This is a genomic window from Actinoplanes sp. NPDC019969 (assembly GCF_055562375.1).
This window is the reverse complement of sequence record NZ_JBVHFK010000008.1, coordinates 395837-412077: the sequence shown is the minus strand read 5'-3', so window position 1 is coordinate 412077 and position 16241 is coordinate 395837. Positions and strand designations below refer to the sequence as shown.

Below are 16241 nucleotides of genomic sequence, written 5' to 3'. Positions count from 1 at the left end.
GAGGGACGGCAGCCGCACCGCCCCTCCCCCGGGCGTGTGTTACTCGCTGATGGCGTCGATCAGGTCGCCGACCGGGTTGTCCGGCAGCGCGCGGGCCACGTCGGCGACGGCGACGATGCCGACCAGCTGGTGGCCGTCGATCACCGGGAGGCGGCGCACCTTGTGCTGGGCCATGGTGCGCAGGATCTCGGCGGCGTCGTCGTCGGCGCCGATCGTCACCGGTTTGCCCTGGGCCAGCTCACCGGCCAGGACCTCGCCGGGGTTGCGGCCCTGCGCCACCGCCTTGAGCACGATGTCACGATCGGTGATCATGCCGTGGAGCCGGTTGTCGTCGCCGCAGATCGGCAGTGAGCCGACGTTGAGGTCGGCCATCTTGCGCGCGGCTTCGGCCAGCGTCTCCTTCTCCTGCGCGCACGTGACGTCGCGGCTCATGATCTCGCGGGCGGTCGTCATGACAGAGCATCCCTTCTCTTGTCGTAACGGTGTCGTAACACGGCGTACCCGTTTCAGACCGAGGCAATCGTCGATGCCACCTCGTCGACCAGTTCGCGGGCCAGGAAGCCGACCCGGCCGTACCGTGGGACCAGCCGCTGACCGCCGACGGCATGCGCGAACGCCGCCCAGCACGCCGCCTGTGCCGGATCCGCGCCGCGGGCGAGCAGCCCGGCCACGATCCCGGCGCGCACGTCGCCGCTGCCGGAGGTGCCGAGCCCGATGTGGCCGCTCTCCTCCCGCCAGGCCCGGCCGTCGGGCGCCGCGATGTGGCCGTAGAGGGAGACCACCGCCTGATGCCGGGACGCCAGCTCGGCGGCCGCGCCGGCCAGGTCGTCGCCGAGCTCGCGGCCCAGCAGGTGCCCGGCCTCGACCAGGTTGGGGGTGAGCACGGCGCGGGACTGGGTGAGCAGCGCGGGTTCCTTGCTGAGAGCACCGAGGGCGTACGCGTCCAGCACCACCCCGGTGTCCGCGGACGCGGCGCCGAGCACCGCCCCCATCAGCCGGATCGTACCGTCGATGTCGTCGAGGCCGGGTCCGAGCGCGATCACGTCGGCCCGCCCGGCCAGCTCCAGGACCTGTTCGGTGGGTTCGCCGTCCGGGCCGAAGCCGAGCACCTTGGCCTCCGGCACGGCGATGCTCAGCGGCACCGCCGACTCCCCCGCGACCACCATCTGCAGCCGGCCCGCGCCGGCCCGGAGCGCGGCCAGCCCGGCCAGCAGCACCGCGCCCGGGGTGCAGCGGGCGCCGCCGACCACCAGCACGGTGCCGCGGGACGTCTTGTCGCCCTCCGGCTCCGGCAGCGCCCAGTCCCGCAGCAGCGCGGGCGTGACGACGCGTTCCTCAGACCGGCTCGGCATTGACGTCCTCCTGCCGGGTGTGCGGGGCGTCCTCGCGGCGCAGATGGTCGACCGAGTTGAACAGCTCCGGCTGCTCGCCGCGCCAGCTGCTGATCGAGCAGTTCGCGATGGCGGTCCGGTGGGCGAGCTCCATCAGCTCGGGCTCGCTCATCTTCTCGGCGAGGTAGCGGACCATCAGCACGGTCGCCTCGTGCGCGAAGAGGACCACCCGCCCGCCGGGGTGGTCCTCGCGGATCTCGCGCAGCAGGGCGCGCAGCCGCAGCAGCACGTCGGCCCAGGACTCGCCGCCCGGCGGCCGGTAGTAGAACTTGCCCAGCCGGGACCGCCGGGCCGCCTCGTCCGGCAGCCGGGCCTGCACGCCCCGGGCCGTGAGCAGATCGAGGACGCCCAGCTCACGGTCGCGCAGCCGCTCGTCGACGACGACCGGGACACCGCTGTCGCCGAGCGCGATCTCCGCGGTCTGCCGGGTCCGCAGGTAGGGCGAGACGATCGCCACGTCGGGCGGGTTCTCCCGGAGGAACCGGCCGACGGCCTCGGCCTGCTCCCGGCCCTCCGGGGCCAGTGGCACGTCGGCGTCGCGTTCCGGGATGTCGATCAGCTCCAGGCCGGCGGTCTCGGCCTCCTGGGCGGTCACGTTGCCGGTGCTCAAGCCGTGCCGGACCACGGCGAGCCACTCCAGTCGCTCCATGTCGCTGGCAGTTACCCCGGTGACGCCGAGGCTATCCCCTCGGCGCGAACGCCTCCAGGGTGCGGGCCTGGTCGAGCAGGTTCTGCCGGGTGGCGCCGAGCTCCTCGATCGCGGCCCGCAGCGCCTCGGTGCCGCGTACGTCGCCGGCGATCTCGCGGGTGGCGGTCAGCACCTCCATGGTCGCGGCCATCGTGCCGGCGACGCCGGACAGGCGGTGGGACATCTCTTCGCGCAGAAGCAGCAGCAGCGGATCCACCGGGCGGGCACCTCCGGGTACGGGCGGTCCGTGCGGCCGCCGTTCGAGGCGTAGTGATCGGCCCGGCTGAGGCGGTCTTGAGAATTGCGATCGGCCCGACATTTCCTACGCCCGGACGCCCGGCTCCCGATTGTTCCGGCATGCAGGTCCGACGCCGGCTCGATCCGCCGCTCCTGATCACACTCAGCCTCGCCGTCTTCGTGCTGGCGTGGTTCGTCATCGGGCTCTGGCACGTCTGGAGCATCCCGGTCCTGCCGTGGCTCACCCTCCCGGCGCTGGCCGGTCTGGCCACGTACGAGTGCGCCCGGACCGCCCGCTGCGCCGACCTGGACCCGGACACCCGCAAGTTCTGGGCCCGCCTCGGCATCGGCTGCGCGACGCTGATCCCGGCCCTGTTCAGCGGCATGTACGACGCGCTGGCCGGCCCGGTCCTCTCCCAGGTGATCTCGCTGCGCACCCAGACGGGCTTCGCGCTCGCGCTCGCCATGGTCCTGATCGCGCTGCTGCGGCTGCCGACCTGGCAGCGCTCCCGTGGCGACTGGCTGCGGTTCGGTCTGGACACCGGCATCATCGTGATCACCGCGGGGGTGCTGGTCTGGCACTACTCGCTGAGCCGGATCGACTTCTCGGCGTCGCCGAACGCCACCCCGCGCTCGGTCGTGGTGATCATCGTGGTCGCGGTGGTCTCGCTGATCACCTTCGTGAAGGTGGCGTTCGCCGGGGCCGGCCGGCTGGACCGGGGCGCCCTGCACATCCTGTCCGCCGGGGTCGGGCTGGCCGCCGCGATGGGGGCGGTCGCGCCGTTCATCGTCGACCGGCCGTACCTGCACACCATTCTGGTCGCGTTCCCGATGTCGGCGATCACCGCGATCCTGGCCGCCCGCCGGCAGCGCCTGCGCAGTGACCGGCAGCCGCAGGCCCGGCCGGTGTCGCGGCGGTTCAGCGTGGTCCCGTACCTCTCGGTCGTCCTGCTCTACGCCACGGTGCTGCACTACGTGGCGCCCGGCGGCGGCGAGAACCTGCTGATGGCCGTCGCCGCCACCGCGGTCACCGTGCTGGTGGTGCTGCGGCAGCTCACCACCCTGCGCGACAACGCCAGCCTGCTGGACACCGTCGACGCCAGCCTCAAGCAGCTCGACCACCAGGTGACGCACGACGCGCTCACCGGGATCGGCAACCGGTCGGCGTACTCCGACGAGATCACCGCCCGTCTGGCCGCCGGCGAGCCGTTCGTGGTCGCCCTGCTCGACCTGGACGACTTCAAGACGATCAACGACCGGTACGGCCACCACACCGGCGACGCGCTGCTGCGGACGATCAGCCGGCGCCTGCGGGACCGGCTGCGCCCGGAGGACACCGTGGCCCGGCTCGGCGGCGACGAGTTCACCCTGCTCCTGCCCGGCCTGACCGAGGCCGGCACCGGCGAGCTGATGCGGGAACTGCTGGCCGTGGTGCAGGCGCCGGTGCTGGACGGCAGCCTGGAGATGGCGCCGCGGGTCAGCGTCGGCATCACCGCGAGCCGGCCCGACGACACCGCCGGGGAGCTGCTGCGCCGCGCCGACGTGGCGATGTACGCGGCCAAGACCGCCGGCGGCGCCCGCTGGACCTGGTTCGACCCGATCATGGACCAGCTCGCCGCCACCGACGCCCGGCTCGCCGCCGACCTGCGCCAGGCGATCATCCGCGACGAGTTGTTCCTGCTCTTCCAGCCGATCGTCGAGCTGCCGCACGGCCGGCTCGCCGGGGTGGAGGCGCTGGTCCGCTGGCGGCACCCGGAACACGGCCTGGTCTCGCCCGCCGTGTTCATCCCGCTCGCCGAGCGCAACGGCCACATCGTCGAACTCGGCCGCTGGGTGCTCGAACAGGCGATCGGGCAGGCGGCCCGCTGGCAGCGCGAACACGGCCCGGACGCCCCGGCCAAGGTCAGCGTCAACGTGTCGGCCCGGCAGCTGGGCGAACCGGGCTTCCCGGACGAGATGGCGGCGCTGCTGTCGGCGGCCGGGCTGGACCCGGCCCGCCTGGTGGTGGAGGTCACCGAGACCGCGGTGATGGGCACCGGTATGGCGCTCGAGGCGATCCGGGCGCTGGCCGGGCAGGGCCTGAGCATCGCGCTGGACGACTTCGGCACCGGCCAGTCGTCGCTGAGCCTGCTGGTGGACTGCCCGGTGGGCTGGCTGAAGGTGGACAAGTCGTTCGTCGACGGGGTGACCACGCCGAGCCGGCAGGCGGTGATCGTGGACAGCCTGATCGGCATCACCGAGGGTCTGCGGATGCAGGCGGTCGCCGAGGGAGTGGAGACCGCTGAGCAGGCCGAACGCCTGCATCAGGCCGGTTACCGGTTCGCTCAGGGCTTCCACTTCGCGCGCCCGCTGAGCGCGTCCGACATCAGCCTCGTCATCACCGCCGGAAACTCGACAATCTCAACTGATTTAGTAGACAAGACAGGCGTTCGTCCGGCAGGCTGACGCCTCATGGATCCGATCATGGCGCTGGCCGGGCTGGGTGTCGGCATCATCGTCGGGCTCACCGGGATGGGCGGGGGCGCGCTGATGACCCCGATCCTGGTGCTGCTCTTCGGCGTCCATCCGGTCGCCGCGATCTCCAGCGACCTGGCCGCCAGCGCGATCATGAAACCGTTCGGCGGCTGGGTGCACGCCCGCCGCGGCACCGTCAACTGGAGTCTGGTCCGCTGGCTCTGCGTGGGCAGCATCCCCAGCGCGTTCCTGGGCGTGCTGCTGCTCGACCTGTTCGGCAGCGATGAGAGCGTCCAGCACGCCGTCAGGATCGCCCTCGGGGTGGCGCTGCTGCTGGCCGCCGGCGGCATGCTGCTCAAGGCCTGGACCGGCCGCCGCGGCGGGGACGGGCCGGCCGCCCCGATCACCGTGAAGCCGGTGCCGACCGTGCTGATCGGCGTGATGGGCGGCCTGGTGGTCGGGCTCACCTCGGTCGGCTCCGGCTCGCTGATCATCGTGGCGCTACTCGCCCTCTACCCGGCGCTGCGCGCCAACGACCTGGTCGGCACCGACCTGATCCAGGCCGTCCCGCTGGTCACCGCGGCGGCGCTGGGCCACGCGCTCTTCGGCGACCTGCAGCTCGACATCGCCGGGGCGGTGATCCTCGGCTCCATCCCGGGCGTGCTGATCGGCTCCCGGATCTCCTCGCGGGCGCCGGGCGGCCTGGTCCGCGCCGCACTCGTGATCGTGCTGCTGGCCAGCGCGCTCAAACTGTTCGATCTGCCCACGCTGGTGGTCGGGGTGGCCGCCGGGGTCGCGACGGTGATCGCCGCCGGGATCGGCATCGCCGGGCGAGCGTCGTCACGCGAGCGGGCCGGAAGCGGCGTTTCCTGATTTTTCCCTTCATCCCCGCATCTGACCTGCCGAAGTAGGGCAACGTCGGGGGTGGGGGCGAGAATGAACGTACGTCAAAAGCTTCTGGGCGGTTATCTGCTGGTCGCTCTGCTGGTGGCGGCGACCGCCATGGTCGCCTGGCACGCCAACGCCGCATCGGCCGAGAAAGCAGCCACCCAGGAGGCCATTCGGCTCGGCCAGAGCGTCGCCCTCGACGTCACGCTGGGACTGCCGGTCGCCAGCACGAGCGAGATCGTCTCGCCCCTGTACTACAGCGCGACCGCGCTCAACAACTACCTGCAGCGGCTGCACGAGACCCAGCACCGCGACGCCGTGGTGGTCGACTACGCCAAATACATCATCGGCGACGTGGTCCTCGCGAACGTCGGCCAGTTCTTCGACCACGACCTCGGCAACGAGGTGGGCAGGACGATCGCCGACGGGCAGTCCCGGGTCTTCGTCGAGACCAGCGACGACTACCCCGGCGGCATCAAGCAGGTCGTGGTGCCGATGCACAACAAGGCCGGCAAGACGGTCGGCGCGGTGATCGTCGAGTACACCCCGATCTACGACCAGATGATGGCCGCGACCCGCCAGTCCCAGCTGATCACCCTGGTCGCCGCCGTCGTCGTCATCGTGCTGGTGCTCGGCCTGGGCCTCGTGCTGGCCGGCTCGCTGACCCGCCGGATCACCTCGCTCACCACGGCGGTCCGCACCATCCGGGGCGGCGATTACTCCCAGCGGGTGCCCTGGGACGGCGGCGACGAGATCGGCCGGCTCGCCCGGGCCTTCAACTCGATGGCCGAACAGCTGGAACGCTCCGCCCGGGAGATCCTCGCCAAGGAGTACACCGACAGCATCCTGGCCAACGCCGGCGAGGGCATCTGCGGCATCGACTCCGGCGGGCGGATCGCCTTCGCCAACGAGGCCGCCGGGCGGATCACCGGGCTCGGCGTCGGCGGGCTGCTCCAGCGGGAGGCGACGGTGCTGCTCCCGGAAGCCGGCGCCGGCCTGGTCAGCGGCACCCACGAGGGACGCCTGCAGCGGCCGGACGGCACCGCGGTCCGGGTCGAGTACACGATCAGCGAGATCGAGAAGGTCGGCGCGGTGATCGTGCTGCGCGACGTGACCCGGCAGCGGGACCTGGAGTACGACCTGCGCCACCAGGCCCTGCACGACGGCCTGACCGGACTGCCCAACCGCAAGCTGCTGCTCGACCGGCTCGAACACGCGCTCACCCGCTCCCGGGCCTCCGGCGAGGAGATCGCCCTGCTCTACCTGGACCTGGACGGGTTCAAACGGGTCAACGACAGCCTCGGGCACAACGCCGGCGACCTGCTGCTGCGTACCGCCGCGGAACGCCTCACCGCGGTCCTGCGCCCGCACGACACGGTGGCCCGGCTCGGCGGCGACGAGTTCGCCGTCCTGCTGGAGGCCGCCGGCAGGCCGATAGTGGAGGAACTGGCCCGCGCCTGCCTCGACACGATCGCCCGGCCGTTCGTGGTGCACAGCCGGGAGGCGGTGGTGACGGTCAGCATCGGCGTCGTCCCGGACGCGGCCCGGTTCACCGACGCCGACGAGGTGGTCCGCAACGCCGACGTGGCCATGTACGCCGCCAAGGACCTCGGCAAGAACCGCTTCATGGTGTTCGAGACCCGGATGCACGAACAACTGCTGCACCGGCTCGACCAGGAGAACCGCCTGCGCGAGGCGGTCCACCGCGGCGAACTGCGCCTGCACCTGCAGCCCGTGGTGGCACTGCCCGGCGGCCAGGTCTCCGGGGCCGAGGCCCTGGTCCGCTGGCAGGACCCGCACCGCGGGCTGCAGCAGCCGGGCTCGTTCATCCCGCTCGCCGAGGAGACCGGCATGATCATCGAGATCGACCGGTGGATCCTCCTCGAGGCCTGCCGCACGGTCCGCCGCTGGCAGGAGGAGAGCCCGGCGACCGCGCCGGCCTGGGTCAGCGTCAACCTGTCCGCCGCCCACCTGGAACTGCCGGACCTCACCGACCACGTCGCCTACGCCCTGGCCACCACCGGCCTGTCCCCGCACTGCCTGACCCTGGAACTCACCGAGACGGTGATGATGCGCGACCTCGCGGTGACCTCGGCCCGCCTCGAGGAACTGCGGCAGCTCGGCGTGAAGATCGCGATCGACGACTTCGGCACCGGGTACTCGTCACTGGGCTACCTGCGCGACATCCCGGTCGACGTCCTCAAGATCGACCGCTCGTTCATCAACGGCCTGGTCGGCAACGGCCGCCAGCAGGAACTGGTCAGCGCGATCATGCAGCTCGGCCACACGCTCGGCCTGCGCGTCGTCGCCGAGGGCGTCGAGGACGCCGACCAGCTGGCCCTGCTCACCGTGATGGGCTGCAAGTACGCCCAGGGGTACCACCTGGGCCGCCCGCAGCCCGCCGACCAGCTCCGGGACCGTCTCTCGGTGCCCGCCCTCAACCCCTGACCGCCGCTCAGCGGTGCCGGTGCAGGTCGCGCAACAGCAGGATCTCCGCGCCGTGATGGATCACCTCACGGTTGATGTGCAGGATCAGCGTGCTCATCGGCTCGGCGGCGTAGTGGCCCTCGGCCGGACCGCACTCCCGCGTCAGACCCTTCTCGTCCAGGGCCGTGACACCGGCACTCCAGCCGGCGTACGCGGTGTCGAGCTGCTCCAGCGCCCCAGCCGCGGTGGCTGCGTAGGTGAAACTGCCGTAATCGACCGCCGGACCGCCGAAATGACTCGCGACCCGGGCGCCCAGAACGCCGACGATGATGTGGCCGAGACGCCAGGCGATCGTGGTGACCGGCGCCGGAACCGGCTCGGGAAACTCGAAGTCGATCGTGAAGTCCCCATCGCCGGCCGCCATCTTCGCGGTGCTGGTGCCACGGCGGCGGACGTTCCAGGCGCCGGGCGCGGGCTCCCAGAAATACTCCTCGTCGGTCAAACCGTCGAGACCGGGACGTAATTGGGCACGCCAGTGCAGATCGAGCTGTTCATGGAGCACATGGGTCCAGTCGACGCTCATGCCTCCAGAATGCACCCGGAGAAGCCGGCCCGGGGTGACGCTCTCGCCGTCGAACTCCCGCCCACAGCGATCGCCGCGTGCGAACTTGTGCGCTGCGGGACCGTAGCCCATGCCTGATCTTGGGAATTCGCCACCGGGTCGAGGTACCCAAGATCGGCATCGTGCCCCTTCTTGTGCGCCGGTATCCGGGAAGCCGGTGTTCCGAATCCAAGATCGCGGGCCTTACTGATCTTGGGCCAGCGAGGCCGGTGCGCCTCGCACAAGATCGCGAGCCGCGGCGGCGGCGGCGAGCGGGCGACGGGCGGCGGGACGAGCGGCGGAGGGGCGGCGGGCGGCGGGCGGCGGGCGGCGGGCGGCGGGCGGCGGGCGGCGGGCGGCGGGCGGCGGGCGGCGGGCGGCGACAGATAGCAGTGGGAGGCGAGATGGAACGGTTGGTGCGGGGCGGGGCTTACGGCGTACATCAGCAGGGTCGACAGACCGCAAGGAAAGGTGGCCGTGAGCTGACAGCGGACCGGATTCCGGATCCACGCGAGGTTGTGGGCGGGGCATGGCTCACGGAGGGATCGAGCCTGACCGCCCGGAGTGAGCCATGCCCCGCCCACAACCGTCCCCCCAGCAAGCAAGCATGGAAACGGCCACCACCCACCCCCGCGGCAAGCGAGGTGAGCAGTGGCCGTGATCAGGGAGAGGACCGGACCGGCGCCGTGGTGGAAGGGGACGGCGCCGGTCCGGCCGGCTTCTCAGTTCTGCACGAAGACCGAGACCGTTCGGGCAGGGACGGTCAGCGTTCCGGTGGCGGCCGCGAAGGAGGCGGTACGCGTCACCGGGTCCGCGGACGACCGCTGGATCGGGTGCAGGGCGACCTTCTTGCCGGCGAGCGCGGGCACCGTCTGGGTGGCGGTGGTCGTGCCGGCGTTGAAGACGACAGTGATCGACTTGTACTGGCGGTCCACGCCGCGGGCGTCGATCGTCATGGTGATCACGCCCGGGGTCTCGTTCCGGCCGGAGAGCGGGAACGCGACGCGCTGCTGGACGGCCTTGCCGGTGGCGAGACCGAAGGCCGGCGTGGACTTCCGGATCCTCAGCAGCTCCTGGTAGGTGGCGTCGGTCAGGTTGATCGCGGCGCAGTCCGGAACCAGGGACTTGTCGGCGAGGAGCGGTTTGGCGTACGGGTACTTCGCCTCGTTGTCCGCCTTGGGCGGCAGACCGCGACCGAAACCGTTACCGGCAGCGCAGTCCCAGATGATCTCGTTGAACCAGTCGCCGGAGTTGAACGAGTTCCGGTCGAGGGACTTCGACCGCAGCCGCTCGCTGCCGGTGGTGACGAAGCCCGCGCCCTGCCCGAGGATCGTGGTGGCCAGCGCCACCGACTGGGCCCGCGCCCGGTCGGCTGCCGTGGTCGCCTGCGGGAGCTTGTAGGCGAGGGAGTCGTACAGGATCTCGTTGTCGTGCGCGTCCACGTAGGTGATCACGTCACCCGGGTCGACGGTGTATCCCGCCGGCGCCCCGTTGTAGTCGACCTGCGAGCCCTTGACGACGGCGTCCGCCGAGTCGGTGAACGTGTAGTCGGCCAGGTTGCCGGTCAGGCCCACCTTGATCAGGTCCTGGTAGTGCAGCAGGCGCGCCTTCTGCTCCGCCTCGGTGCCGTTGGCCGCATCGCCGTTGGGGGCGCCGGCCAGACCGGACGCGAAGCCCTGGATGCGCGGGTTGCCGTCGAACGGGCCGCCACCGCGGACCGCGTCCCGGAGCCGGTCGTTGAACGTGCCGATCCCGGTGCCACCCATGTTGAGCTGCGTGGCCTGGACGAAGCGGGCGTCGTTCGCCACCTCGCCGAAGTTCCAGCCCTCGCCGTACACATAGATGTTCTTGCCGTCGACCCCGTCACGCGCAAGCGTGAGCTTGTCGAGGGCCTTGCGCACCGCCAGGATGTTCTCCTTCGGGTGGTGGCCCATCAGGTCGAAGCGGAAACCGTCGACCTTGTACTGCTTGGCCCACGTCACGATCGAGTCGACGACGAGCTTGCCCATCATCGCGTTCTCCGGCGCGGTGTTGGCGCAGCAGGTGGAGTTGGCGACGGCGCCGTCCTCGAGCAGCCGGTGGTAGTAGCCGGGCACGATCTGGTCGAGCACCGACTTGGCGTCCGTGCCGGCGGCCGAGGTGTGGTTGTAGACGACGTCCATGACGACCCGCAGGCCGGCCTGGTTGACGCCCGCGACCATGCCGCGGAACTCCTGGGTGCGCTTGGCCGGGTCGACCGCGTAGCCGCCCTCCGGAACCGTGTAGTGCAGCGGGTCGTAACCCCAGTTGTAGCCGTCGGTGGCGGCCACCTTGGCGATGCAGGCCTGTTGCTCCTCCGAGTCGGCCGGCAGCGACGCCAGGTCACAGGGCGGCTGCTGCTGGTCGGCGCGCTTCTCCGGGATGGTGGCGAAGTCGAACGCCGGCAGCAGGTGCAGGTGGGTGACGCCGGCCTTGGAGATCTCGGCCAGGTGCTTCATCCCGGCCGAGGAGGGAGAGGTGAAGGCGCTGAACGTGCCTCGCTTCTCCGCGGCCACGGTGCTGTCGGCGATCGAGAAGTCCCGGACCGACAGCTCCGAGATCTGGATCTTCGCAGCGGCGACAGCCGCCGGCTTCTTGAGGCCGGACCAGCCCGCCGGAGCGAGCGCCGGGTCGGACAGGCTGACGAACTGGCTGTGGGTGGAGTCGGCGGTGAGAGCCACCGAGTACGGGTCGGTCACCGACGCCGTGACGATCTTCTGCGCGGCCGGCTGCCACGCCGTCACCCGGAACTTGTAGAACTTGCCGGCCCAGTCGCCGCGGCCGGACCAGACGCCGGTGCGGTTGTCGCGGGTCAGCGGGACCAGCGCCGGGGTGGCCTGGCCGGCGGTGTCGTACAGCTCCAGTTCGACGCTGCGGGCGGTCGGCGCCCAGACGGCGACGCTCGCCTTCCTGCCGTTGACGACCGGGCCGAGGTTCTCCTTCACCGCCGCACCGTAGATGTCGTCGAGGACACCGGACAGTTGGACGCCCGTGGCAGAGAGCAGCTTGCCGGTGGCGTCGCGCTCGGTGACCACGACCTGGCCGCGCAGAATGTTCGAAACATCAGTATTTCTGAGGTTGAAGGCGCCGTACTGCCACAGGTGCGGGAACTCCTCACGCTGCGCCTCGGTGAGGCCGTTGCGCCGCGCGGCGAGAGCAAGCGTCGAGTAGGTCCCGGTCAGCTCACCGTCAGCGACCCCGATGCCACCGTTGGCGGCGTACACCAGGTTGTAGATCTTGCCGTCCGTCCCCGCGCCGACCGGTTCGAGCGTGGTCCCCGTGCCGGTCTTCCAGGCGATCGTGCCCCGGTCCAGCCAGACCGCGGCCGACTTGGTCACGTCCACCACGCCGCCGCCGGCGGTGGTGGTCTTCACCAGCGGCAGCAGGCGCGCCTCCTGGCCGGCCAGCAGCCAGACCTCACGCCCCGCCTTGGCGAAGTCGAGGGACTGGTCGGTCGGCAGGTCCTTCTCGTCACCCCGGTGGATGATGTAGCTCAGCGACGTCGCGCCGGCCGCGAGCGGCACCTCGAACACCGCGCCGTAACTGTCGATCCGCGCCGGGAGCAGCGGGCTCGACCAGTCGGTCGGGCCGGCCGCGCCGGCCCAGACGTGCAGGCCCCAGCCGTCGTAGTTCCCGTCGGCGCGCTTCCAGTGCAGGATCGCCTTGTTCGGGTCCTGTGCCGGGTCGGGCTGGCCGGTGGCCGCCTGCCGGGTCGGGTACACCGCGGCGTCGCCCTGCTTGATCCAGATCTCCGGGTTGGCGCCGATGGTGATCGTCCGGTCGGCGTCGACGTCCTTGTTGCCCTCGTCGTCGACCACCACGAACCCGACGCTCTTCGCGCCCGGCTTGAGCTTCACGTAGGCGAACCTGCCGTACGAGTCCTCGCCGGTGAACGGCTGCCCGTCCGGCCAGGTGGTGGACATCGACGGGTCGATGTCGCCCCACACGTACAGGTTCTGGTCGTCGTACCCGCCGTCGGGCCGCTGGTAGTGCACGACCGCGTACCCGGCGGTGGACTGCGCCACCGGGGTGCCGACGGTGATGTTCGTGGTCGAGGACGCGAGACGCCCCTTGCTGTCGCGGACCACCGCCTTGTAGCGGACCGGGGTGTTCCCGGCGAGCCCGGTCAGGTCATGGTAGACGCGGTACGGCGCCTTGTCGGCGGTGCCGAGCAGCTTCCACTCGCCGTTGCCGGCCTGGGCGGCGAAGGTCACGGTGGACAGCGGGTCACCGATGACGTCGGCGACGATCTCGGTGCGGGTGGCGACCGATGCGCCGGCCTTCGGGCTGCTGATGGTCACGGTCGGAGCGCTTGCGGGTACGGCGATCGCGGTGCCCGCCTTGTAGACGACCGAGGACAGTCCCGGCACGGTGATGGTGATCTTGCCGTCGGCGTCCGAGGTGACCGCCTGCGCGCCGCCGTAGATCCCGGCGAACGTGGCGTTCGGCGTGCCGGTGGCGAAGCTGACGGTCTGCGCGGTGGTGGCGTTGTTGACCGCGACCACGTACTCGCCGCGCTTGGCCTTGTCGATGCGGGAGGCCGCGAAGACGCCCTGGCCCTCGGCCGCGTACCGGGTCACCTGGGTGCCGGTGACCAGCGCCGGGTTCGCCTTGCGCAGCTTCGCCAGCGCGGAGATCGTCTGGTAGACCGGGTGCGCCGTGTCGTAGTTGTCGACCGCGTGGGTGCGGTCGGTGCCGATCAGGTCGTCGTCCAGGTAGTCCGCCGACTTGCTGGCGAACAGGTCCTGGCGGGCGTCCTTGTCGCCGCCCGGCCCGGTGAAGCCCTGCTCGTCACCGGAGTAGACGACCGGCTGGCCCCGGGTCAGGAACATCAGCTCGTGGGCGAGCTGGTCGCGCTTGAGCTGGGTGTCGGCGGTCGCCGCGGCGGCGATGAAGGAGCCGATCCGGCCCATGTCGTGGTTGCCGAGGAAGGTCGGCAGCCGGTCCGCGCCGGTGTCCCGGGCGGTGTAGAGGTCGTCCTTGGCGTACAGGCTGGTCAGCGCGTCCGCGCCGCTGTTGCCGGTGACGAAGCCGCGCGCGGTCTCCTGGAACGAGAAGTCCAGGGTCGCCTGGAGGTTGCCCTCACGCACATAGGTCGACTGGATCTCCTGGTCGGCGCTGTAGACCTCGCCGAACATGAAGAAGTCCTTCTTGCCGGCCTTCGCCGCGGCCTTCTGGACGCCGGGCGCCCACTGCTGCCAGAACTCCAGGTTGGAGTGCTTGACGGTGTCGAGGCGGTACCCGTCGATGCCGGTGTTCTTGACCCAGTCACCGTAGATCTTCGTCATGCCCTCGACCACCTCGGGACGCTCGGTGAAGAGGTCGTCGAGGCCCTGGAAGTCGCCGTACTCGCTGTTCTCGCCGGCGAAGGTCGAGTCACCGCGGTTGTGGTACATGTTCACGTCGTTGAGCCACGAGGGCTTCTTGACGGTCGAGTCCGCTTTACTGCCGAAGACCGGGGTGTACGGGTACGACGTGGCGTCCGTCTTCGGGAACTCCCGCGAGGTCGCGTAGTTGCGGTCCTCGAACGGCTGCCCGTCGATGTCGGTGTACGGCGAGTCCGCCTTGTCGACGTACGTGTACGTGTTCTCCGCGTACCTGATCACGTCCGCCGTGTGGTTGACGATGATGTCCAGGTAGATCTTCATGCCGCGCTTGTGCGCGAGGCCGACCAGCTTCTTGAGGTCGGCGTTGGTGCCGAAGTGCGGGTCGACCTGGGTGAAGTCGGTGATCCAGTATCCGTGGTAGCCGGCCGACACGTCCTTGCCGACGCCCTGCACGGGACGGTTCTTGAAGACCGGGGCGAGCCAGATCGCGGTGGTGCCGAGGCCCTGGATGTAGTCCAGGCGGTCCATCACGCCCTTGAGGTCGCCGCCGTGGTAGAAGCCCTTGTCGGCGGGGTCGTACCCGGTGGTGAGGCGGTCGCCGGAGAGGCCGCCCTTGTCGTTCTTCCGGTCGCCGTTGGCGAACCGGTCCGGGAGCACGAAGTAGAACTGCTCCCCCGACGTCGGGTTGTTGTCGGAGCCCCACTTGGCCACGACGGCGTCGCTCGGAACGGACGGAGCCGCGACGGCGCCGGCGGCCGGCACGGCGAGCAGTGGGAGGAAGAGGCTGAGCAGCGCTGCGCCCAGTCTCAGACGGCGGTGTAGGGGTCTTCTCGGTGCCACAGCGCACCCTTCCGATTCGGTGGTATCGGATTGACTGTTATATATTTCTGCACGCTGCCCCGGCACGGAACCCGCCGGAAGCACTCGGAGTAGGGTGGCGTCCGACAGGCTCGACGACGCGCCGCCGGCAACACAGCCGAAAAGCCGTTCATGGCCCGTTCCATCGAACGATCGGCCTGTATCGTTCCTGTTGCCGGGACGTTAGCAAGGTCTTGCATGGAATGGAAGACCTTTCAGGACCATGCCGAGCAGACAACGGACGACTAGAGTGAGACCATGCGTGCGCGAATGGCCGATATCGCCAAACAGGCTCAGGTCAGTGAGGCGACGGTGTCGCGTGTCATTAACGACCGCCCCGGCGTCTCCGCTGAAACCCGACAGGCGGTCCTGACCGCCCTCGATGTGCTCGGTTACGAACGCCCGGAACGCCTTCGGAAAAGAAGCGCCGGGCTCGTCGGCCTGGTGGTGCCCGAGCTGGAGAACCCGATCTTCCCCGCGTTCGCTCAGGTGATCGAGTCGACGCTGGCCCAGCACGGCTACACCCCGGTGCTGTGCACCCAGTCCCCCGGCGGCGTCACCGAGGACGAGTACGTGGAGATGCTCCTGGACCGTCAGGTCTCCGGCATCGTCTTCATCTCCTCGCTGTCGGCCGACACCACCTCCGACCGCTCCCGCTACCAGCGCCTGCTCGACCGGCCGCTGCCGATCGTGCTGGTCAACGGCTACGCCAAGGAGCTGGAGGCGCCGTTCGTCTCGTGTGACGACCGGGTCGCCGGCGAGCTCGCGGTGATGCACCTGATCGCCCTGGGCCACAAGCGGATCGGCCTGATCTCCGGCCCCAACCGGTTCATCAACACCCAGCGCAAGCTCCAGGGCTACCGCACGGCGATGAAGCGCGAGCTGAACGCCTCCGACGCCGAGCTGGACGAGATGACCTCGCTGACCCTGTTCGGCGTGGAGGGCGGCGAGGTGGCCGCGGAGCGCCTGCTCGCCAAGGGTGTGACCGGCCTGATCTGCGCCTCCGACATGATGGCGCTCGGCGCGATCCGGGCCGCCCGGCGGCGTGGGCTGCGGGTCCCCGAGGACGTCTCGGTGATCGGCTTCGACGACTCCACGCTGATCCCGTTCACCGATCCGCCGCTGACCACGCTGCGCCAGCCGGTGGCGGCGATGGCGGTGGCCGCGGTGCGATCGCTGGTCGACGAGATCAACGGGCACGGCGCGCCGCATTCGGAATACCTGTTCCACCCCGAGCTGGTGGTGCGCAACTCGACGGCGATCGCCCCGGCCCGGGCCGCGGTTCCGGTCGCCTGACAAAAATGCGCGGATGGCGGCACGGCTGCCGTTCGCGCATCGAGAGAGCGTTCTCA

The 16241-nt window shown here is 70.5% G+C and carries 10 protein-coding genes; 4 read left to right on the top strand and 6 right to left on the bottom strand.

Features of this window, described 5'->3' with window-relative positions; all coding sequences use genetic code 11:
- Positions 1–39 precede the first annotated feature (39 nt).
- From ACZ3II_RS25515 to ACZ3II_RS25500, 4 genes are read right to left on the bottom strand one after another with little or no spacing between them, the layout of a single operon-like run.
- Positions 40–453, bottom strand: a complete 414-nt coding sequence (locus ACZ3II_RS25515) for a CBS domain-containing protein (protein WP_465520230.1) — start codon at positions 451–453, stop codon at positions 40–42.
- Between the two features lie 53 nt (positions 454–506).
- Complete coding sequence (locus ACZ3II_RS25510) at positions 507–1352, bottom strand: NAD(P)H-hydrate dehydratase (RefSeq protein WP_465520229.1); 846 nt, start codon at positions 1350–1352, stop codon at positions 507–509.
- Entirely contained in the window at positions 1336–2040 is a 705-nt protein-coding gene (locus ACZ3II_RS25505; RefSeq protein ID WP_465520228.1) for a histidine phosphatase family protein, read from the bottom strand. Before ACZ3II_RS25505 ends, ACZ3II_RS25510 begins: the two co-directional genes overlap by 17 nt.
- A gap of 31 nt (positions 2041–2071) precedes the next feature.
- Positions 2072–2296 (bottom strand): hypothetical protein, encoded by a 225-nt coding sequence (locus tag ACZ3II_RS25500; protein WP_465520227.1) that lies wholly within the window; start codon positions 2294–2296, stop codon positions 2072–2074.
- A 140-nt stretch (positions 2297–2436) separates the two neighbouring features.
- Here ACZ3II_RS25500 and ACZ3II_RS25495 point away from each other — a divergent pair, with 140 nt between their 5' ends.
- The 3 genes from ACZ3II_RS25495 to ACZ3II_RS25485 all read left to right on the top strand — a co-directional run bounded on the left by ACZ3II_RS25495 (position 2437) and on the right by ACZ3II_RS25485 (position 8106).
- The gene (locus tag ACZ3II_RS25495) at positions 2437–4761 is read left to right on the top strand and encodes a putative bifunctional diguanylate cyclase/phosphodiesterase (RefSeq protein WP_465520226.1); all 2325 of its coding nucleotides are present in this window, start codon (positions 2437–2439) and stop codon (positions 4759–4761) included.
- Between the two features lie 6 nt (positions 4762–4767).
- Positions 4768–5643, top strand: a complete 876-nt coding sequence (locus tag ACZ3II_RS25490) for a sulfite exporter TauE/SafE family protein (protein WP_465520225.1) — start codon at positions 4768–4770, stop codon at positions 5641–5643.
- A 63-nt stretch (positions 5644–5706) separates the two neighbouring features.
- Positions 5707–8106, top strand: a complete 2400-nt coding sequence (locus ACZ3II_RS25485) for an EAL domain-containing protein (protein ID WP_465520224.1) — start codon at positions 5707–5709, stop codon at positions 8104–8106.
- A gap of 7 nt (positions 8107–8113) precedes the next feature.
- Here the strand turns inward: ACZ3II_RS25485 and ACZ3II_RS25480 are convergent, their stop codons facing one another.
- Both ACZ3II_RS25480 and pulA read right to left on the bottom strand, forming a co-directional pair.
- Complete coding sequence (locus tag ACZ3II_RS25480; RefSeq protein ID WP_465520223.1) at positions 8114–8668, bottom strand: DinB family protein; 555 nt, start codon at positions 8666–8668, stop codon at positions 8114–8116.
- Between the two features lie 740 nt (positions 8669–9408).
- Positions 9409–14871, bottom strand: coding sequence for a pullulanase-type alpha-1,6-glucosidase (gene pulA / locus ACZ3II_RS25475; protein ID WP_465520222.1), 5463 nt, complete (start codon positions 14869–14871; stop codon positions 9409–9411).
- Between the two features lie 276 nt (positions 14872–15147).
- Between pulA and ACZ3II_RS25470 the strand changes: the two genes are divergently transcribed.
- Complete coding sequence (locus tag ACZ3II_RS25470; protein ID WP_465520221.1) at positions 15148–16185, top strand: LacI family DNA-binding transcriptional regulator; 1038 nt, start codon at positions 15148–15150, stop codon at positions 16183–16185.
- Positions 16186–16241: the final 56 nt, after the last annotated feature.

Bases quoted from the DNA above. Each gene is read 5' to 3' on its own strand.
- ACZ3II_RS25510 (WP_465520229.1), bottom strand. From the start codon at position 1,352: ATGCCGAGCCGGTCTGAGGAACGCGTCGTCACGCCCGCGCTGCTGCGG.
- ACZ3II_RS25515 (WP_465520230.1), bottom strand. From the start codon at position 453: ATGACGACCGCCCGCGAGATCATGAGCCGCGACGTCACGTGCGCGCAG.
- ACZ3II_RS25490 (WP_465520225.1), top strand. From the start codon at position 4,768: ATGGATCCGATCATGGCGCTGGCCGGGCTGGGTGTCGGCATCATCGTC.
- ACZ3II_RS25495 (WP_465520226.1), top strand. From the start codon at position 2,437: ATGCAGGTCCGACGCCGGCTCGATCCGCCGCTCCTGATCACACTCAGC.
- ACZ3II_RS25480 (WP_465520223.1), bottom strand. From the start codon at position 8,668: ATGAGCGTCGACTGGACCCATGTGCTCCATGAACAGCTCGATCTGCAC.
- ACZ3II_RS25505 (WP_465520228.1), bottom strand. From the start codon at position 2,040: ATGGAGCGACTGGAGTGGCTCGCCGTGGTCCGGCACGGCTTGAGCACC.
- ACZ3II_RS25485 (WP_465520224.1), top strand. From the start codon at position 5,707: ATGAACGTACGTCAAAAGCTTCTGGGCGGTTATCTGCTGGTCGCTCTG.
- ACZ3II_RS25470 (WP_465520221.1), top strand. From the start codon at position 15,148: ATGCGTGCGCGAATGGCCGATATCGCCAAACAGGCTCAGGTCAGTGAG.